The organism is Nostoc spongiaeforme FACHB-130 (genome assembly GCF_014698475.1).
Lineage (GTDB): Bacteria > Cyanobacteriota > Cyanobacteriia > Cyanobacteriales > Nostocaceae > Nostoc_B > Nostoc_B spongiaeforme.
Window position 1 is genome coordinate 274,268 of the sequence record NZ_JACJTB010000001.1, and the last position, 20,563, is coordinate 294,830.

Annotated in this window: 19 protein-coding genes; 1 reads left to right on the top strand and 18 read right to left on the bottom strand. The window is 40.4% G+C overall.

What is annotated here, in order from left to right; all coding sequences use genetic code 11:
- Nucleotides 1-23 precede the first annotated feature (23 nt).
- The 8 genes from H6G74_RS01080 to H6G74_RS01115 form a co-directional block, all read right to left on the bottom strand.
- On the bottom strand, nucleotides 24-263 hold the full coding sequence (locus H6G74_RS01080; protein WP_190965897.1) for a hypothetical protein: 240 nt from the start codon (nucleotides 261-263) through the stop codon (nucleotides 24-26).
- A gap of 38 nt (nucleotides 264-301) precedes the next feature.
- Nucleotides 302-970 carry a cytochrome c oxidase subunit 3 gene (locus H6G74_RS01085; protein ID WP_190965898.1) on the bottom strand — a complete coding sequence of 223 codons (669 nt, stop codon included), beginning with the start codon at nucleotides 968-970 and terminating at the stop codon, nucleotides 302-304.
- Nucleotides 971-1,022: 52 nt separating this feature from the next.
- Nucleotides 1,023-2,705 (bottom strand): cytochrome c oxidase subunit I, encoded by a 1,683-nt coding sequence (locus H6G74_RS01090; protein ID WP_190965899.1) that lies wholly within the window; start codon nucleotides 2,703-2,705, stop codon nucleotides 1,023-1,025.
- Nucleotides 2,695-3,612: a cytochrome c oxidase subunit II gene (locus H6G74_RS01095; protein WP_190965900.1), complete on the bottom strand. Its 918-nt coding sequence runs from the start codon at nucleotides 3,610-3,612 to the stop codon at nucleotides 2,695-2,697. The genes H6G74_RS01090 and H6G74_RS01095 overlap by 11 nt, the downstream gene beginning before the upstream one ends.
- Nucleotides 3,613-3,636: 24 nt before the next feature.
- Complete coding sequence (locus H6G74_RS01100; protein ID WP_190966099.1) at nucleotides 3,637-4,242, bottom strand: DUF2231 domain-containing protein; 606 nt, start codon at nucleotides 4,240-4,242, stop codon at nucleotides 3,637-3,639.
- A gap of 2 nt (nucleotides 4,243-4,244) precedes the next feature.
- Entirely contained in the window at nucleotides 4,245-4,733 is a 489-nt protein-coding gene (locus H6G74_RS01105; protein ID WP_190965901.1) for a DUF2231 domain-containing protein, read from the bottom strand.
- Nucleotides 4,734-5,315: 582 nt separating this feature from the next.
- Nucleotides 5,316-7,493, bottom strand: coding sequence for a GUN4 domain-containing protein (locus tag H6G74_RS01110; RefSeq protein WP_190965902.1), 2,178 nt, complete (start codon nucleotides 7,491-7,493; stop codon nucleotides 5,316-5,318).
- A 41-nt stretch (nucleotides 7,494-7,534) separates the two neighbouring features.
- A complete protein-coding gene (locus tag H6G74_RS01115; RefSeq protein ID WP_190965903.1) occupies nucleotides 7,535-8,878 on the bottom strand; it encodes an NAD(P)/FAD-dependent oxidoreductase in 1,344 nt (447 codons plus the stop codon).
- Between the two features lie 408 nt (nucleotides 8,879-9,286).
- Between H6G74_RS01115 and H6G74_RS01120 the strand changes: the two genes are divergently transcribed.
- Nucleotides 9,287-9,742: a DUF2214 family protein gene (locus H6G74_RS01120; protein WP_190965904.1), complete on the top strand. Its 456-nt coding sequence runs from the start codon at nucleotides 9,287-9,289 to the stop codon at nucleotides 9,740-9,742.
- 253 nt (nucleotides 9,743-9,995) lie between these two features.
- On the opposite strand, the gene psbA is transcribed toward H6G74_RS01120, so the two are convergent.
- From psbA to H6G74_RS01170, 10 genes are all read right to left on the bottom strand, one after another.
- On the bottom strand, nucleotides 9,996-11,078 hold the full coding sequence (psbA, locus tag H6G74_RS01125; protein WP_190965905.1) for a photosystem II q(b) protein: 1,083 nt from the start codon (nucleotides 11,076-11,078) through the stop codon (nucleotides 9,996-9,998).
- A 153-nt stretch (nucleotides 11,079-11,231) separates the two neighbouring features.
- Nucleotides 11,232-11,576: an ArsR/SmtB family transcription factor gene (locus tag H6G74_RS01130; RefSeq protein WP_062293739.1), complete on the bottom strand. Its 345-nt coding sequence runs from the start codon at nucleotides 11,574-11,576 to the stop codon at nucleotides 11,232-11,234.
- A gap of 33 nt (nucleotides 11,577-11,609) precedes the next feature.
- The gene (locus H6G74_RS01135; protein ID WP_190965906.1) at nucleotides 11,610-12,482 is read right to left on the bottom strand and encodes a sulfite exporter TauE/SafE family protein; all 873 of its coding nucleotides are present in this window, start codon (nucleotides 12,480-12,482) and stop codon (nucleotides 11,610-11,612) included.
- The gene (locus tag H6G74_RS01140; protein ID WP_190965907.1) at nucleotides 12,479-13,024 is read right to left on the bottom strand and encodes a rhodanese-like domain-containing protein; all 546 of its coding nucleotides are present in this window, start codon (nucleotides 13,022-13,024) and stop codon (nucleotides 12,479-12,481) included. The genes H6G74_RS01135 and H6G74_RS01140 overlap by 4 nt, the downstream gene beginning before the upstream one ends.
- Before the next feature lie 237 nt (nucleotides 13,025-13,261).
- Nucleotides 13,262-13,954 (bottom strand): MBL fold metallo-hydrolase, encoded by a 693-nt coding sequence (locus H6G74_RS01145; RefSeq protein WP_190965908.1) that lies wholly within the window; start codon nucleotides 13,952-13,954, stop codon nucleotides 13,262-13,264.
- A gap of 87 nt (nucleotides 13,955-14,041) precedes the next feature.
- Nucleotides 14,042-16,216: a PAS domain-containing protein gene (locus H6G74_RS01150; protein WP_190965909.1), complete on the bottom strand. Its 2,175-nt coding sequence runs from the start codon at nucleotides 16,214-16,216 to the stop codon at nucleotides 14,042-14,044.
- 246 nt (nucleotides 16,217-16,462) lie between these two features.
- Nucleotides 16,463-17,185: a dienelactone hydrolase family protein gene (locus tag H6G74_RS01155; protein WP_190965910.1), complete on the bottom strand. Its 723-nt coding sequence runs from the start codon at nucleotides 17,183-17,185 to the stop codon at nucleotides 16,463-16,465.
- A 92-nt stretch (nucleotides 17,186-17,277) separates the two neighbouring features.
- On the bottom strand, nucleotides 17,278-18,234 hold the full coding sequence (locus tag H6G74_RS01160; RefSeq protein ID WP_313888446.1) for an AraC family transcriptional regulator: 957 nt from the start codon (nucleotides 18,232-18,234) through the stop codon (nucleotides 17,278-17,280).
- Between the two features lie 40 nt (nucleotides 18,235-18,274).
- Nucleotides 18,275-19,675, bottom strand: a complete 1,401-nt coding sequence (locus H6G74_RS01165) for a TolC family protein (protein ID WP_190965911.1) — start codon at nucleotides 19,673-19,675, stop codon at nucleotides 18,275-18,277.
- Nucleotides 19,676-19,803: 128 nt separating this feature from the next.
- Complete coding sequence (locus H6G74_RS01170; RefSeq protein WP_277927122.1) at nucleotides 19,804-20,475, bottom strand: ABC transporter ATP-binding protein; 672 nt, start codon at nucleotides 20,473-20,475, stop codon at nucleotides 19,804-19,806.
- Nucleotides 20,476-20,563 lie beyond the last annotated feature (88 nt).

Here is a 20,563-nt window from a genome sequence, read left to right on the forward strand (position 1 = left end):
AATAAATGTTGATTCTTGACCGATCAAATAAATAAAAAGAAAGTAATCAAGACTGCACTCAAAGCAATGGCAAACATAATAGCGTATTCCACTCTGCGGCTAAAAAATCCAACAGCCGCAACGAGAGCGATCGCTAGTCCCAGAATGCCCACATATTGACCTTTTTGTAAATTCTTGGCTATAAGTGGATCTTGGTTTATGCCTGGTGGTGGAGTTTCTTGAATTGACCGTGGTGATGGTAATTCTTGTGCTAATAACTTCATAAATTTACTCCTAGAATACTCTAACTTTTTAAGATTTTTTATACTCGCCATAAGTAAAGCAATGGAAATAGAAATGCCCAAACAATATCAACAAAGTGCCAAAATAATGTGGTTGCACTTGCACCAAAATGACCTTTGTTATAATTACCCGGAATAAAGGAACGGACAAGCATAATTATCTGGAGAATCACACCAGTCATAACATGTAGACCGTGGAAACCAGTTAACACATAAAATGTTGAACCAACTAATCCCGTACTTAAGCCAAAATTGAGATTATGCCACTCAATAATTTGACCAATTACGAAATAAGTTCCCATAACGATTGTAATTAACCAAAGCCAGCGAAATTTATTCAACCTCCCTCGTTTCAGAGCATTTTCTGCTGGTTGAATTACAAAACTGCTAGAAAGTAAGACAATGGTATTAATAATCACAAATGTTGATACTTCTAGCCCCGAAACACCAGGAGGTAGCCAGTTTCTTGAGTGGGTTAATCGCAGAGCAATATAAGTCAAAATAAAACTCAAAAAAATTAAGCTTTCTGATAGCAGGAACACAGTAAACCCGAACATTCCTTTACCATGATGGTCTTCAGCCTTGCCGCCACCACTGGGTAAAAAACGCTGCAACCACTGTGGCAAATTTCTTCGCCACTTCTCAAAACGGATAGGACTTTCATCTATATGGATAACGCGACGGGTCATAATTTTTGATTAGTCATTGGTCATTTGTCCTTGGTCAACTTTCGACTTTATACTATGTAGATTCATGGTTTTCGGAATTTTCGATAACAGAGTATTTAGGATCTCCGTAGTCATAAGGTGGTCTTTTCACTACTGGAATCTCCTCAAAATTTTCTCGCGGTGGTGGTGAGGTGGTTGTCCATTCCAACCCTGTAGCGTGCCAAGGATTATTAACTGCTCTCGGCCCGTATAACCAAGAACCTATCATGTTGGCAATAAAAGGAAGTATGGACACTCCCAGCAAAAAACCCCCAAGACTAGCAATCACATTCCATCCTTGATACTGTGGGGCGTAGGAGGAAATACGGCGCACCATTCCTTGTAAACCGAGTGGGTGCATTGGAAAGAAGGTTAAGTTAGCACCGATAAATGTCAACAAAAAGTGCAATTTTCCCCAGCCTTCGGCATACATTCTGCCAGTTATCTTCGGAAACCAAAAGTAAATGGCTGCAAAAATAGCCATTGTGATGGTATTAAAAACAATGTAGTGGAAGTGTCCCACTACAAAATAAGTATTATTGACGTGAATATCAAAAGGTGTGGCGGCAAGCATCACACCAGTCACACCACCAAAAATAAACATAGCTGCACCTCCCATTGCAAACAACATTGGTGTTTCTAGGTGGAGCTTACTTTTCCAAACTGTAGCTATCCAACCGAAGGCCTTCACACCTGTGGGTATAGCAACCAACATTGATGTAACCATAAAAGTCATTCGCATCCAGCCAGGGGTAGCACTGGTGAACATGTGATGCACCCAAACAAAAATACTCACTAAAGCAATGCCTAAAGAAGCAAGGGCTAATGAGCGATAGCCAAATAAAGGATTACGCGAGAAAGCTGGTAATACTTCTGCAAAAATCCCAAAAGCTGGCAGTGCCATGATATAAACGGCTGGGTGGGAGTAAAACCAAAATAAGTGTTGATAAAGAATGGGGTCGCCATTTTCCAATGGTTTAAAGAAATTTGTGCCGAAAGCTAAGTCAAATAACAGTAATATCAATGCTCCTGTCAAAGAAGGTAAATTAATTAGCTGCAATATTTGTGCGCTCAAAACTGACCAGACAAACACAGGCATCCGAAAAAATGTCATCCCTGGCGCACGCATCCAAAAAATGGTAGTAACAAAATTGACTGCCCCCATAATGGAAGAGATACCAATTAGTAGTAAGCTAACAATCCAAAAGAATTCACCATTAAATGCTTGACCAGGCGGAAATTGCAAGCTAACTGGTGGATATGACCACCAACCGGCTTGGGCAGGGCCATTAGGTAACAAAAAGCTAGACAGTAAAAAAATCCCCGCTGGTGGAATCATCCAAAAAGAAATGGCATTGAGCAGGGGAAACGCCATATCCGGCGCTCCAATCATCAGCGGTACTAAGTAATTAGAAATACCTGCATTAAATGGGATAATCCACAGGAAAATCATGATTGTCCCGTGCATGGAAAACAAGCTGTTGTAGAGCGGACGGTCAACGACATTTAGTTCTGGGGTAAGTAGTTCGGCACGGATGAGCATTGCCAACAAACCGCCAATCAGGAAGAAAATGAAGGTCGTGACCATGTACTGCACACCGATAACTTTATGGTCGGTGCTAAAGCTGAAGTATTGTCGCCAGTTATCAACAGTCTGGTTGGTGGAATTTTCTGAATTAGCAACAGTAGACATACTTGCATCGGAATCATGTGTCATTGCTTACCATCCTTTTGTGAGCAACGGCGCTTTCTGCGGGGGTGACAGTGTGCCAGCTAGTTTTAAATAATGTCTTTGGCGGTTGGGTAGATTCAGCTACAGCCTGATTGTTAATAGTTATCGGTTGACTAGCTATTTGAGTAAGCCATTGGTTATATTGCTCAATTGGTTCTACGTATACATCTGCATCCATCAGTGCAAAGTAAGTCCCACTAAATTGAGAATCATTCAATGTGTATTTACCTGTGCGAATTGGTGTGACTACAAGGTCAATATTTCGTCCAGGAACTATATCTTGCTTTAAACGAAATTCAGGAATATAAAACCCGTGAATCACTTCCTGAGAGTGCATATTTAAACGAGTACGACGATTTACCACTAGATGTAATTCATTACTGGTGACATTATTGGGATAGAGAAATGACCAATGCCATTGTTTGACGAAAACTTCAATAGTTTCATCGGCGGGGTTAGGAACATCGCTGATTTCTGCTGCGGCTGCTACTTCTTCTAAAGATGGATGCAAATGTACAATTTGCTGTAAACCTAAAATATTTAATTGCTGATAAATATTAAATCCTTGAAATGCAATCCAAATTACTAATAATGTTGGAGTTGCTGTCCAGAGTATTTCTAGCCTCACATCTCCTCTGGAGGGATGTCCTTCAGTATAATCTTCCTTGGGGGCGCGGAAAAACAGGATTGAATATGTCATCATTCCCACCAAGCCAAGGAAAATAAATGCTCCGACTGAGACTAAAAAGCTAAATAAATTATCGACTTTTTGTGCTTCTGCTGTAGCTTCAGGTGGCATCCAAGCATAAGCTTGCTGTCCAAGCCAATGACTGAGTACAAGCAAAACTGCTATACAAAAAGCTATTAATAAATATTCCAAAAATCTAAACATAAAATTCGAGAATTTTTTGGTTAATTATTTAATTAATAAACTGGGATTTGCACCATTCTGGATTAAATTAGCCGCTGTTACATGAATCCCGAATTGTTCTCCTAGATGCGCTCCTAAAGTTCCGTGAACATATAAAAGACCTAATATTGCAATACCTGCTAATAAATAACTCCACTGCACTTGTCTAGAAGCGCCTTTGCGCCAACGATAACGTTGCAAACTTCTCCATATTGTCATAGCAACAATCATCCCCAACAATAAAACACCACCTAAACCATGCAAAAGCATTGTCCAACCAGGATTTAACCCCCAATCACTTTTATCATCAACTGATGGATTGGCCAGCAGAAGCTCGAAAAAACCAAATGCAACCGTGAAAAATGTCACAATAGCGGCTGCTATTAAGTTGTACCAGCCAACATCAAAAAAGCCAGAACGGATAGCAGTGAGACCTAAAAATTTAAATATTGGTTTCTCTATAGAAAAAAATGTTCCTGCTATGTCAAACAAAATACCAACGATGAATAAACCTAATGTTAAATGCACCAACTGTGGATGTATAGGAATTTCATAAGGTAGTCCGTTTGCACCTAGATGCAATCTTAAAGAGTCAATCAATGGCGAGTTCATCATCAAACTCCCTGCTTCATTGCTTCAACGACAGGCTCAACATGCAACCCGTATACCCAAAATAATTTGCTGCCTAGATATACTTGCAAAAAAACTAAACAAATTAAGAAGGTTGCAACACCAAGATAAGCAGGCGGTACTTTTAGCGGGTTGCGGTTACGAATTACAAAACGCCAAGCTGTAATGGCAACGACTAGTACTGCTAGTGACCAACCCATAATTGTATGAAAATTCAGTGTTGGTTGAACTGCTGTGTAGACTTGTGCTAAACCTGCTTCAAATTGTCCAAATATGACCGCTAAAAAAATGGCTACGGCAGCGACTAGCAAATTCCAGAAGCTAACTTCAAACAAACGTACGTTATGAATAAAATAACCTGCTACATCAAAAACAAATGATAGTAGTACCATCGCAATTACAAAATGTACGATGATGGGGTGTATGGGGTCTGGGTACGGGAGATTTTGGCTATTGAGAGGTAGAGCAAGCATAGTTGTTCCTAAATTTATTCATACAATATAGTTAATTTTTGCTTAAAATAATTTGTGTTAACCTATTAAAAATTTTAGCTTTTAAATAACTTTCATATTTGAGAAATTGAGATATATTCCTCAATAAATATTTTCTGAAAAATAAATTTTAATAAACTATCTTAGGGATGATATTTGATAAAAATATAAATATGGCTTGTATAACTGTTTTTTTTGTTAGTTGCATCTGTTATTAACTATATGCTTGCAAGATTTCAGAGAATCATGAAATAAACATGAATTTTCTCTAACTCTTTAGTTAGAGATATTTATTACTTCAACAGTTAGAAGCGATCGCCACAGCAAACATCTAGATTAATGCCAGAATCTGATGAGCATTTCTCACAGATTAACTATGTCATCAGCTCTAAATTTTAAGGAAACATCATGAGCTATTCTCCTTACCTGCTTAAAAGTCAAAAAGTACTTGTAACTAGTGCTAGGTAGGTCGTTGTGAATATTTATCGTCAGGATAAGGCAGGAGGCAAGAGGTTTTTAGCTTAGTTAATCTTGCGTAACATAGTTAGGTTTTTTCCCACCGACTTACTTAGTCGTTTGACAAACTTCTAGGCGTAAGAACAGGTTAACGCATAATTGCCACCAATTAGCTGTAGCGATCGCACTATGCCATTCCCAAACACCTAAGACTTTGACGCGCCAAACCGACTCAAAAAAGCCAAAAAACGGCAAATGTCCCATCGGTGCATCTTCTGTCCAAGTGAGGTTGTCATAACTCAGCCAAGCATCTTTTAACCGCCAGCCAACTCGGTTAGCAAAATCAATGCAAGTTTCCGACGCTGCAACTTTGGCACTACCCAGCATTAAAGATAACACCGGGTCTGATGCAGAACTCGCAATACTTTGATAAATGCGTTGCTGGACACTAAAACCGAAGTTTCCGTGACTGTATTTTACCCACAGGCGATCGATAGTCAGAAAATCAACACAATGTAAATTTTCTAAACTCTGCAAATCAAGGTGGCGTTGTTGTTCTCTTTCTGCCATTTTTAGTATCAGATTTGTGGTTTCTGCATCGGCTTCTAACCATCTACCAGCTTGTAATAAATCTCGCAATTGAGAGTAATCTATGCCTACAGATGAACTTAAATCATCTATCTCTTCAGTTGCTTGGGTAGAACTTTCAGTGGCAAATGAAGTCTTCTCTGGGAAAACTTCAATAATTCCTTGGGAACCAGATAACCAAAAGTATAATTTAACTTCACTGGATGCTAAATTTATTTGTAATTGGGTAATTAAACTAGCGGCTGTGAGTCCAGAAGATTGCTTATCTTGATTGAAGATATCTAATAAGGTCTTAGCAAAAATTTCACTCGCATTATCTGGTGCTGTACTAGCTATTAAACATTGTCCAGCATCTGTGCCTAGTTGTAATTCTTCTACCCAATCACGGATATTATTATTGGGAAAAGGACAATCTAAAATAATAATTTGTTGTGACTTACACAGGCGTAACTGTTTGCGTAACCAAGCACGATGAATCACGGTATCATCAGCTAATACTAATACTGCTTCACCTGTTGATGTTTCTTGAATTTGTCCACGTAGATATAAAAATATTGTGGCAGTTTCTTGGATTTGATATTCTTTGGGTGATTCCGAGAAAGATTCTGAAAGTAAGCACTTTTGAATGGCTTTGCGGACATCTGAATTTATATTATTACCACGTCCGTTCCAATAATTAATTTCAAAATTACCAGAATTGCTGAGTGTTTTGATGAAAGCTGAAGCACTTTTAATCTGAGACAATCCATCAATAATTAAACCTTGGCGGGGATGACGTGTAGCACCTTTATGATTGGGTTTTAGTCCTAAAATTACCTCACCCACACCTTCGACAATTCGCTTTGGTGTTTGCAAAGTATATTCGGAATGAATTTGATTTTCGCCTCTACCTTTTTTGAGTTGATTAATAACTCGCAATTGTTGATTAGCTTTATCTATATATGCTAGTGTTTGATGATAAACATAGCGGTACAATCCATCAGCTTCAATAATTCCTTGAGAATCGGCGGCTTCTCCGCGCAATCCGCGAATTAAATAGTAAGTAAAAACTCCGTGACCTAATTGGGGAAATTCCCAAGATTGTTGACCGCGATCGCAAGACAATAAAGCATAAAATCCCTTTCTTTTGGCTGCCCGTTGGCGGAGAATTTCTACTAATTCTTGTGTAGAATCCAGTAAAGGATTTTTTTCGCCCCTTGCGCCCACAAAGGTCAAATCACCACTATGACAAGCATCCAACCAAACTAACTGTTGTTGGGCGGCACTATTTTCTAATATTTGCAATAATTCTTGTAATTGCAAGCCAGTATTAATTAAATTATCTTGTTGAGTATCTTGCAAACACAAAACCACCTGTTTATGAGATGGTTCTAACATTCCATGACCAGAAAAATAAACTAATATTGTATCTATAGCTTGAGCCGCCGCCGCAATTTCTTTTAAACTATTGCGGACATTTTCTAATAAAGGTAAATGCTCACTATAATCACAATAAACTCGCAATTCTTTTTGCGGAAATCCCGCCGTTGCTGCACTTAAAGCTGTGCTTAAACCTTGGCAATCTTGTGCAGAATAACGTAAACAAGGTATGCGCTCATCTTGATATTGATTAACTCCCACTAACAACAGCCACAGTTTTGCTACACCAGTTTCTAGGTTGCGCGTAGAGTTACTAGCCCGAACACTTACTGGACACATCTATGAGAAGTTCCTCAACAAGAAAGCTAAGTGCATTGTATCTAGAGAAACCTATCATTGACAGGTAATGTGTTTGGCTGACTATGGGCAATATCTTCTAAACTCAACCTGGACGACTTTGAAAGCGGTTCCACTAAAGATAAACCCAAAATTCGCAAACCCCAACGCTCAAACCAAGGTACAGACATCCCCAAACGCATTTTAGTTAAGAAAAATTTCTCAAACGCCAGCTTCAGCCAACTTACCCAACGACCCCGTTTCGCTACAGCAATCCGGCGTTTTTCAGTTACAAAATCTGGTAGTACTGGTGCAGCCACAAAAACTATACCGCGATCGCCAAAATCTGCCATACAAATTGCTTCTAGGGTTGCTGTAACTGGAGAGGCTTGAATTACTCCCAATTCCCTCGCAATGTTATGCGCCACAGCCATTCCCATTGCTTCGGTCATTTGTCCGGTTTTAGGTACACCAATTGATATCGGTGTCTTTTCTTGTGAAGTTAACTGCACCACCACACCCAAACTATATATTGAAGGAAACTTTGGATGTTGGTATGTGGGTAAAGTGGGTAAAAATCCTTTGTTGTCAGTCAACCCTGGTATTGACTGTAAAAATTTTGCGCCGTGGAAAGGTGGGATGAGCATTGAGTATTGAAAAGGTAAAATCTGACCATCTGCTAAGGTAATCTTTTGCGGACTAATCTCGACAATAGCCGCATTTTCCAGACATTCAATATTTTGTTGCTGTAGCATTTGAGTCACATACTCAGCAGAATTTGTCATTCCCCCAATACCCAAATGACCTGCATAGGGTTCTGGTGTGACTACAGTAATGGGTACTTTGTGACGCAAACCCCTTCTTCGCAAAACATAATCTGCTAGTAAAGCAAACTCATACAAAGGCCCAAAACAGCTTGCTCCCGGTACTGCACCAACTACCAAAGGCCCCGGATTCTCAATAAATTTTCGCCATTCCTGCTGCGCTAATAAGGCGTGATGGGGATTACATACAGATTGGGTATAACCTTGTTCTGGGCCTAACCCCGGTACACTATCCAGTGCTAAGGATGCGCCTGTAGCAATCACAGCATAGTCGTAATCAATAATTTTTCCCGCAACATTTAGGGTTTGGTTATAGGGGTCAAGATTTGTAACTTTTCCTTCTAGCCATTCAATTCCCCGCCCTCGAAGCAAAGTTTTTATATCTAATTGCACATTTTCTAAGGGGGTTAAATCTAAGGCTACCCAAGGTAAGGAAGGAATAAAGGTAAATTTGGGGTTGTCAGAAATCAACGTAATGCGATCGCATTTGGGTAATAAATGCCGTAGTTCATAAGCTGTTGGTAAACCACCAATCCCTGCACCGATTACGACGACATGAACCATATTTAATACCCCATTTTGAACATCTAGCACAGGCGTAAAAGATAAATATTCACACTAGCTTACTGATCCTGTTCATCACACTTGAGTTTCCGTAGCTTATTTAACTAGCTAGGAATATAATTATATTATTTTTATAACTAAATGGATCACAGTATTGTGATATCACCCTGGACAGAAACAGATCCTCGCACCGAGGAAAAACCCTGGTGGTTGTAGATAGCAACTGACTTTAAAAGTGATTAGACATATAGATGGCATTTGATACATTTCTCATTGAAAATGCAATTTATTGTTGTTGTAGAGATTTTGTAGAAAAGTCTCTACAGGATTCATAGAGTGCAGCTTCTCATAGCAATTTTATGAGAATTATTTGCCATCTTTGTACATATAATCTTTCAAGGAAAAACAATGTGGAGAAGTGCAATTACAGCATATTTACATTATCTCAGTTTTATGACGGCATTTGGAGCATTAGTGCTTGAAAACCAGATATTAAAGAAAGATATTAATCTAACAGAAGCGTGGACAGTAGTTATGGCAGATGCCATTTATGGTTTATCTGCCATTACAATCGTTATTACAGGGATATTGAGAGTTATTTATTTTGGCAAAGGAACTGATTATTATCTCAACAGTTCTGTTTTTTATATCAAGGTTGGCATTTTTATTTTAGTTAGTTTGTTGTTTCTTTACCCCACCTTTTCATTTTTATCTTGGATTAAAAACCTGCGGGATAACAAACCACCTCATATTGAATTACCAAAATTACAGCGACTATCTTGGCTAATTAAAGGTGAATTAATTGGTCTTGCCTTCATTCCTTTGTTTGCGGCGCTTCTAGCACGAGGAATGAGACTTTTTTAACACTTGTTTCTTCTAACTCTATTCATCAAACAACTAACAAAAAAACACCCTCTTTTTGAGGGTGCAAAGATAATATGACTCACCAAGAAAAACTGATAACCCGAATTTCTCACGTATGGGTAGCGGGGTGTGGGGAGAGAGGGGAGTGTGGGGGGAAAGATTTCTTCACCATCCTCCCACACTTCCCACCCCTCCCACACCTCCCACACCTCCCACACCTCTGGATTTCTCACAAGAGAGAAATCCAGGATAACTAACTAGCAATTACAGGTGCGGCCAGTGCTATTGGTTGAGGTTCACCAGATGCTAAGTCTAGAGGGAAATTGTGAGCATTGCGCTCGTGCATGACTTCAATACCAAGGTTAGCTCTATTCAGGAGGTCTGCCCAAGTGTTAATTGTGCGTCCTTGGTGATCCAAAATCGAGTTATTAAAGTTAAAACCATTCAAGTTAAATGACATTGTGCTGATGCCTAAAGCTGCAAACCAAATGCCAATTACTGGCCAAGCCGCTAAAAAGAAGTGTAAGGAACGAGAATTATTAAAGCTGGCGTATTGGAAGATTAAGCGCCCAAAGTAACCGTGTGCAGCTACGATGTTGTAAGTTTCGCCTTCTTGACCAAATTTATAACCAATGTTGGCTGATTCTGCTTCAGATGTTTCCCGCACCAATGTGGAAGTTACTAAAGAACCGTGCATTGCAGAGAACAAAGCGCCACCAAATACGCCTGCAACACCAATCATGTGAAATGGGTGCATCAGAATGTTGTGTTCTGGTGAAAACACAATCATGAAGTTAAAAGTTCCCGAAATCCCTAGCATCATGCCATCAGAAAAACTACCCTGTCCAATGGGATAAATCAACAATAAGGCGGTTGCTGCTGCTACGGGAGCTGAAAAAGCTACAGGAATCCAAGGGCGCATTCCTAGGCGATAACTCAATTCCCACTGCCTACCCATATAGGCATAGATAGCTAGTAAGAAGTGCAGCACAATCATCTGATAAGGGCCGCCGTTATACAGCCATTCATCTAGAGAAGCCGCTTCCCAAATGGGGTATAAGTGCAGGCCAATAGCGGCTGAAGTAGGAACTACAGTAGCAGTAATAATGTTATTGCCATACAACAGTGAACCCGATACAGGTTCTCGGATACCATCGACATCAACTGGTGGTGCGGCGATAAATGCCAAGATAAAAACGATCGCAGCAGTTAAAGCTGTAGGAATCAAAATGACTCCAAACCAACCAACATACATTCGATTTTCAGTACTGGTGATCCAGTTAGCAAATTTTTCCCATAAGTTGGCGCTACCGCGCTGATTTATAAGCGTTGTCATTGTTCTATAGATGTGAATGGAATGGTGCAAAATTAACAAGGCTCGCTTGTTATTTATTTACTATATAACCTACTGGTAATATAGTCAACTAAAAATAAACGCAGTTTAGTCACTAAACTGCGCGGTATCAATGTTATGGAAAAGTGCTTGCTATCAACGGCTGCGTAATGCTTCTAGTTGTTTTAACTGCGCCGTTTGTTGTTCTAAACGAATCGAGAGGCGATCGCACACCAGTTCGCAGATTTCAAAAATTAAAGGGTCAACAATCTCATAGTAAATACTGACTCCTTGTGGTTGACGATGAACAATACCTGCTTGTGCCAAAATTTTTAAATGTTTAGACACATTGGCTTGTCCGAGTCCGGTAGCTTCGATAATTTCTGAGACGTTTTTGCTACCTGATTTTAAACTGCACAAAACTTGGAGCCTGCTAGTTTCGGACAGTACTTTAAAATAGTCTGCAATTGGCCCAAGAGCAGCAGGTGAATTTTCTAACATACTCATGACTAAATATATCTATTTACTATATTACTATATAGTATTGGTATTATGATTCTTGTTCGCAGAAATATAAAGTCGATCACGAATGTTAGGCGTGTATTCTGATACTTTGCTGGATTGAAAAGAATGGCGATTTTGGAACAGTACTAAAGCTGCAACTGCTAGTAAAAAATAGCCGAAGCTTTTTTGCAGTCTATGAGCAGGAACAAATTCTGCTAAATATGCACCAACAATTGTTCCAGCACTAGCAGCCACAATAAAAGATAACATCAACTGCCAATTGAAAGAAATATGTCCCCAATAGCTCAAAAAGCCAGCCATTGAATTAAACACAATAATCAAGAGTGATGTACCAATTGCTTTTTTCATCGGTACTTTTCCCAAAAGCACTAAAGCCGGAACAATTGCAAATCCACCACCAACACCAATCAAGCCAGTGAGTATTCCCACACCTAATCCTTCAGTCATTAACCACAACCAGCAATATTGACAGACTGGTGGAGGATACAAAGCTAACTGATCATCTGGAGTGGTTTTTTGAGAACTACGGCGAATCATGAATACTGCTGCCAATAACATCATGATGGCAAACAGCAACATTTGGAAAGTTTCGGTAACAAAGGGTAGCAAGGCTACTTTTGCCCCGATAAATGCTCCCAACATGGTGGCGGAACCGAAAATCAATGCTGTTTTCAACTGAATGTTTTTGGCTCGCCAGTGAGGAATTATACCCAACAAACTCACAGTCCCAACGATCGCCAAAGTCATAGCGATCGCAGATTTTGTGGGTATACCCATAACATAAACTAAAACTGGTAACGCCAACACCGAACCACCGCCACCAATCAAACCTAAACTCAACCCAATACAAGCAGCTAGTATATGTCCAATTATCCAGGTCATACGCTGCTCCGTTGATTATAAGGCAGTTTTGCTAGTAGCATTCCTAACGCGCAGGTATCTGTAATTCCCGCAAACATCAATCCGGCTCCGACAAAGCCACTCAGAATCAAGAACCAAGGAGAAACAAAAGCACCCAGCAATGTGCCTGTAACCACCAACGAACCTGCAACAATTTGCACTTGCCGCATTAAACTAATTGGGGCATTTTGGTTAATTTTGGTGGGATAACCTGCGGCTTTCCAAGCTGTCATCCCGCCGTTGAGATGGGTGACTTCTGTAAATCCCGCATCAAATAGTTTTTGCGCCGCCATTGTTGAACGATTTCCAGAACGACAGTAAAGAACTACTTGGGTGTCTTGGGTTTGCGGAACTTTGAGCGGATCAAATTTGGACAAGGACATTAGTGTTGCATTGGGAATATGTTCTCCGGCATATTCAGATGGTTCACGTACATCTATCAGGGTGACAGTTTGTTGTTTGAGTAATTGTTGGAGTGTTTGAGCATCAATGGTTTGTAATTTGTGTGTCTGAGAAGTGGTCATTACTGTTTACCTTTGAGGAATATTTTTAAACGCAGAGATATGGTGAAATCTGGAAATTTTTTGTCTCACGCAAAGGCGCAGAGGCAAGGCAGTGCGTTGGGCGGGTTCCCCGACTTGAAGCATCTGCCGCGTAGAGAAAAGCACGCAGAAATTCTGTGAATGGGATTTACATAGAAGTAGATTACAAAAATTTCTTCCCCCTACTCCCTACTCCCCATTCCCTACTCCCCTTATTAATTACGCCGCCACGTTACCGCAGCGTTGGTTGGCGGGTACGGCTTCCATGATTTTTTTCGGGTTGGGTAAATTTAGGTTTGCCATTAATTGGATAAATTCTTCGCGGTTACGTCCAGTAAACCGAGGGTTTAATTGTTTTTCTTCGCCAATGGTGGAAACTGTATGACCACGATAGTCATGACCAGGATAAACTAAGGTTTCGTCGGGCAATGTGAATAATTTTTGAGTGACAGCATCGTACATCATTCCGGCGTTGCCACTCTGAAAGTCTGTCCGTCCACAACCACGAATAAATAGTGAGTCTCCAGTGAGTAGGTGAGTACCATTCACAAAATAGGCATTATGGCTATCAGTATGGCCGAGGGTGGCGATCGCTTCTACTTTGACGCTGCCTAATTCTATAACTTCGCCATCTTTCATAAATCTATCAGCACATCCGGCTTGGGCATTTTCTGGCACAATTCCCAAACAACCTGTTATTTCCCGCAGTTTTGCTGTGCCAGTAATATGATCGGCGTGGATGTGGGTTTCTAAACAATATTTGAGCGTTAATCCTAATTCTTGCAGCAATTGGCGATCGCGCTCCACTTGTTCTAACACCGGATCAACCAAAATCGCCGTTTTTGTCTCTAAATCAGCAATCAAATAAGTATATGTACTTGTTTCTACGTCAAATAGTTGGCGGAATAACATTATGCCTAAACCTCAATAATTTATTTATTCATAATATTACTATATAGTAATATTGCTTGAGGTGTCTAGTATATTGATAAATATCACTTAAAATGCTTGTAATTCAAGAATGGCGGTGATTAACTGTTCTGGTTCGACTGGTTTAGAAATGTGGCGGTGGAAGCCAGCATGAATGGCTTGTTGAGCGTTGAGTTCTCCAGCATAAGCAGAAAGAGCGATCGCTTTAATATTTCCCCCCTGGTCTGGCGGTAAACTTCGCACTTGCTTGATTAACATATAGCCATCGACTTGGGGCATTCCGATATCACTTAACAAGATATCTGGTTGGAAATACTTCAGGGTTTGCAAGGCTTGTGTTGCAGAATTCGCCATTGCAACTTCTGCACCTTCCTGTTCCAGAACAAACGCCACAAACTCACAGTTATCAGCATCATCATCGACAACTAAAAGCTTGATGTCATTTAAGCTTAAGGCTGACTCTGGCTGCTGACTGGGTGGATGTAATTGCTGGTAAGTAGGGATGAGTGGTAGTTTTAGCGTAAAAGTTGCCCCTCGTCCTTCTCCGAAACTCTGAGCCTGAACTGTGCCACCATGTAACTCAACTAAATAATGCACAATGGCTAGTCCTAAACCTAAACCGCCAAACTTTCTGGTTGTTGCGCTATCAGCTTGACGGAAGTAATCAAACACATAAGGTAAAAATTCGGGAGAAATACCTTTGCCATTATCACTGACTGTAATTTGAGCAAATGATTCTAAGCGTTCTAGACGAATTTCTACCCGACCGCCTGACGAAGTAAACTTGAGGGCATTGGAGAGTAGATTCCACACAATTTGTTGTAAACGGTTAAAATCTCCAGCTACTTGCCCCACATTTGATGCCAAAATTGTCCGTACGGTAATTGACTTTGCTTGGGCTGCTAGTTGAACTATTTCGATTGCACCTTTAATTACTGTGGTCAAATCTACAGAAGCGACACTCAGACTGAGTTTGCCTTGTAAAATTTGAGAGATATCTAATAAATCTTCAATTAATTGGGCTTGGAGTTTGGCATTACGTTCAATAGTTTTAAGGGCTTCGGTGGTTTTTGCTGAGTCTAGATGTTGGGATTGTAGTAACCGCGACCAGCCAAGAATCGGATTGAGGGGTGTACGTAACTCATGAGATAGAACAGCCAAAAATTCATCTTTAATGCGGTTGGCGGTTTCTGCTTGTTCTCTAGCGGCTTGTTCTTGTTGCAGCAGCAGAATACGTTGTTGTTCTAGTTGTTTTTGGTCTTCAATATCTGTAGCTGTTCCAAACCATTTAATTACTTGACCCTGGTCATTCTTTAACGGGATTGCTTGATGTAAATGCCATCGATATGTCCCATCGGCTCGGCGCATTCTGCCTTCTGCTTGATAGTAACTGCCATTTTGTTGAGCAATTACCCAATTTTCAGTTAGTCTAGGTGCATCATCAGGATGAACCACTGCTTGCCAGCCTTCGGTGTTTGCTTGTGACAGTGTAAACCCAGTAAAATTACACCAACGTTGATTGACATCAATCAGTACGCCGTTTGCATCGGCTGTCCAAACTAATTGGGGGATAGATTCGGCTAAATATCGATAGCGTTCTTCACTGTCCAACAAGGCTGCTTCCGAGAATTTGCGTTCTGTAATATCCAAAGCAATTCCCGTCATCCGAATAGGCTGATGATTGTCATCGTAAAAAGTTTTGCCAATGGCGGTTAGCCATCGCTTTCCTTTGTTGGGATGAAAGATGCGAAATTCTACATTTAGGTCAGTGCGGTTTTCTAGAGCTTGACGGGCTGCTTGATCAGTGCGATCGCGGTCTGGTTCAATGATCGATGAAATCCAGTTTTCATAAGAAGCTGGTGTCAAGGTGGGATCAAGACCATAAAGTTGATAATATTCTGCCGACCAGGTAACTTGATTAGTGGTAATTTCCCAGTCCCACACACCAGCATTAGCAGCTTGTTGAGCAATTCTCAGTCGCTCTTCACTTTGATGGAGTGTTTTTTCAGTTTGTTGGCAGTAAGCCTTGCTGGGATGGTTTTCATCTGTGAACTGTACAGTTTGTTGTTCTGGCTGAATCAAACTACGAGCAAACTGTTCAATCACCTCCGAGCGCGAAGTTCCTTGCTTTTTTGCATGTTCATCTAATAATTGCCATGCTGTGGCGGTTAGCGTCACACTAAATCGCTGTTTAGTTTCACCATCACAATTATTCACAAATTTACCTGCGCTATTCCGCTTCATAAGGCTCTGTCCGTATATAGATTAGCCATATACATATACGGTTATTCCTATTCAAGCCTAATTTTTCTGCATCACAATCTCTCTCAAGGAAGATGATTTTGTATTTAATACTGCTCAGTTGATATTTAAGATAAGCTAATCATCATTTAAATTGCACCATGTTTATGGGAACAAAACCTCTCCCATGCCCCCTGCACCCTGCTCCCCTGCGGCCTCAATGTGCTTTCTTAGATGCTTAACAGCTTATCATCTGTTTGGGTGTAGATATTGGTCAAAGAATTTCATTAATTCATACCAAGCATCTTCGGCTGCGGGTTGATTATAATCTGAGCGTTCGTCACAGAAGAAACCATGCCCTGCGTAGGGATAAACCTTTAAGATGTAGTCTTTGCCCAATTCTTGAAATCGAGTGTTGATTTGCTGGATGCGATCGCTTGAAATAAAAGAATCTCGACCACCAAAAAATAAATAGACAGGTATAGTAATATCTTGCACTGCCTCAATCCATTCATCTAAAACCATACCGTAAAAAGGAGCTGCTGCTGTAATTTGCTTTGACAACTTGCAAGCGGTAAAAAAAGTCAATCCACCTCCCAAACAAAATCCAGTGACTCCAATTCGATTTGCATCAACATTTGGGAGAGACTTCAAATACATCAATGCAGCTAGAATGTCATTTTCCATTGCCTGGCCAAAATCTAACCGTCCCATCATAGCCATCGCCTGCTCTACCTGGTCATAACCAAATTTGTTATTAGGTAACTCACGGTAGTATAAATCTGGTACTAATACTTCATACCCTTGATTGGCAATTCGGACAGCGACATCTTGAATGTGTGGGGTGACTCCAAACGCCTCCATCAACAGCAAAATAGCGGGTTTATTTCCGGGTTGAGTTGGTGTGATTAACACAGCAGGCATTTGCCCAGCTGGCATAGAAATTAGCACTTCAGTTTTTGTAATTCTCATCTTCTTTTTTCACTAGAATCTACTGACAGCTTAAGAATTCAGCCATTCAAACTTATAGAAAAAAGTTGCGAGATTTTAGTAGAATCTTGTGGTTAATCTTGCAATAGTTGTTTGGGTGTGACACCAAATCTGCGTTTGAAACACCTCGTCAAATGGCTCTGGTCAGAAAAACCCGTTTGGACTGCAATCTCTGCAATACTCATTGCGCTGTTTTGTAATAGATACTTGGCTTGTTCAAGACGACATTGCAGAATGTATTGGTGGGGTGTAATACCCATAGATTGCTTAAAAAGCCTCAGAAAATAATAAGGGCTGAGTTGGATGATGGTACTTAATTCAATGAGTTTCAAATCCTGATGAAGATGCTCATGAATATAGTGTGTTACTTGTCGTAAGGCTGATTGAGATAAACCTTGCGAATAAGTAGAGAGCTTAGGCTTGGTAACACAGTAGTTGCGTAATAGATGAATTGCTAATGTTGTTTGCAGACTATCAATCAGCAAATCACCACCAAATTGACTTAATTCTACTTCCTGCTTTAAGGTGGTAAAAATGCCTTGAATTAAGACATCAGACTGACTCATACACTGAGGGATAAGTTCGATGTGATCTGGTGCTACTAAATCTTGACCAATTTGCTTGAGTAGAATAGGCTCAATTGCCAAAACCATAAATTCAACTGAGGTATTCCAGTTACAACGGTGGGGAATTTGGGCAGGAATGATTGCACAATCTCCCTGTTTGCGTGTTTCATGGTAAAGTCTTCCGTCTAACCACCGTTCTCCTGTAGAGCATAAAGGTAAATTGGTAGAAGTGGGTGCATAAGCAATCACATGGGCTGTGTGTTGATGTTCAGCAATTTCAAATTTAGGTTGTTGAAAAACCTCCAGATGTAAATTCCGCCAACCTGCACTTGATAACACCGAAGGTTGGGGCAGAAGCGAATCTGCTGCATTCGGTTGACGGTAATCTAGTTTGATGGCTTTTTCCAACATTTTGCTTGATATGAGGAGCTTACCCGCAGCAGACAGGCTAGAAGCCCATCCCACGAGAGTTTAATTTATGCACTACTTTAGTCTTGCCACACCACTAAGGCAAGGTTCTTGCACTCACAGTCCGTTGGAGATTAGCTAAAGCCCGATTGTAATTTAAAATTGCGGTGACTCGATTACCTTCGGCTCTGGTTAAGTCATTTTCTGCTTCGATGACTTCTGTTTGCGTACCAACACCAGCTTGATATCTAATTCTGGCGATGTTGAGTGCTTCTCTGGCTTGTTCTAAACCTACAGCAGAAGTCTGCACATTATCTAAATTAGAGCGTAGTTGAGCGTAGTATTGTTCAACATTAAAGCGAATTTGGTCACGCTGATTGGCAAATTGAGTTTCGGCGATCGCTATATTAGTTTTAGCCTGCGCCGCCCTAGCTCTGGCTGCGCCGCCATCAAATAAATTCATACTGGCTTGCAGTCCAATAGAATAACCATCAGTGACGCTGGCAGTATCATTAAAGCGATCGAGTAAGTTATAACTTGTGACTAAACTTACTTGCGGTCTGACTTGTGCTAGTGCTTGTCGTCGTTGTTGTTCGGAGATATTTCTTTGGGCTATTTGTTGGCGCAATTCTGGGCGATTTTGAAAAGCTTCAACAATAGTTTGTTCTAAGGTTGGTTGCCAAAGTCCTGCCAGTGCGACTGTATCTGCTGCGGTGATATCTACTGACTGGGGTAAACTGAGCAATGTCCCAAACTGACGGCGGGCAATTTGCTGGTCTGATAGGGAATTAGTTAAGTCTTGTTGAGCATTAGCCAAGTTTACCTGAGCTTGTAGTACATCAAATCTTGTGCCAACACCTGCTCTTTCTCTGGCTTGAGCATCTCGTAAACTGGCTTGAGCATTGGCTACCGCAGATTGATTAATTCTGACTTGTTCATCAGCTTGCTGCAAATTGTAATATTGAGTTTTGACATTTAGTTCAATTTCTCTAGATTGGTTTTCAACATCTAACTCATCTATGCGTAACTGTTCTTCGGCTTGTTTAATAATTGCTTGACGATTACCGGATGTGTAGAGGTCATAACTTAGTTGTGCTGTACCGTTAAACGAAGTACTTGGTTGAGAAGAATTGCTACTAAAGCCATTTCCACTGTTAGTCACACTCCCGTTGATATCAAGACTAGGAAACAAACTCGCTTGAGATTCTCGGAGTGCTGCACGACTGCGTTCTAACTCTAAAATTGTGACTTGTAAAGTTCGATTATTGCGTCTGGCTAATTCTAAAGCTTGTGTCAAACTCAGTGGCACAGTTTTTTGAATCTGTACCTCTTCTGGTTTAGTGGGAAATTGTAGAGGATTGGCACTAGGATTTAAGTTTGTGGTTGGAATTTGTGGTGTTGTCTGTGTTGGAGTTTGAGCATCAACAGTCTGCGGCACAGCAGAAATTAACAACGCGATCGCTACAAAAAAGCAGGTAGAATGCACAGAAGATAACATAGAGAGTAGGGAGTGGAGAGTGGTTAATAAAGTTTAAATTACGTAATTTTGTCTGACTATCACCTGAGAGAATGATATCCGCGTGCATCCGCGTTTATCTGCGGTTAATTATTTTGTAATTGCTCAACTCAACCAACAATTAAACCATCTTGGACGCGAATAGTTCTTTTCGTTTGCGCTGCAATATCTGGTTCATGAGTCACAATCACAATTGTGATACCTTGCTCATTTAATTCTGTGAGCAAATTCATCACTTCATAAGAAGTTTCTGTATCTAACGCACCTGTTGGTTCATCTGCTAAAACCAGTGCTGGTCGATTAACTAAAGCACGCGCGATCGCAACTCGTTGTTGTTGTCCTCCAGAAAGTTGACTCGGACGGTTGAGAATGCGTTCAGCTAATCCTACTCTGGTTAAAGCTGCTAAGGCTCTTTCCCGGCGTTTGTGTTTGGGTAAATTAGCATAAACCATCGGTAACATCACATTTTCTAGTGCTGTGGCTCTTGCTAATAAATTAAATTGTTGAAACACAAAACCTATCCTTTGATTGCGGATATAAGCTAATTCATCATCATCAAAGGTAGTTAAGTTTCTGCCTTCAAAAATATAGTTACCATTAGTAGGTCTATCTAAACAGCCCAAAATGTTCATGAGTGTAGATTTACCGGAACCTGATGCACCCATAATTGCGACATATTCCCCCTCTTCAATTGATAGGTGAATACCTTTGAGAATCGGAACACTCATTTCTCCGAGTTGGTATGTTTTTGTGATAGATTCCATCCAAATCATTGTGGTCATATTTTTAAGTGCTGAGTAGTGAGTAAAGATATTAGGCTTCTTGCATCAATCATATTATGACTAATAGACAAGGAAATTTTTATATTTC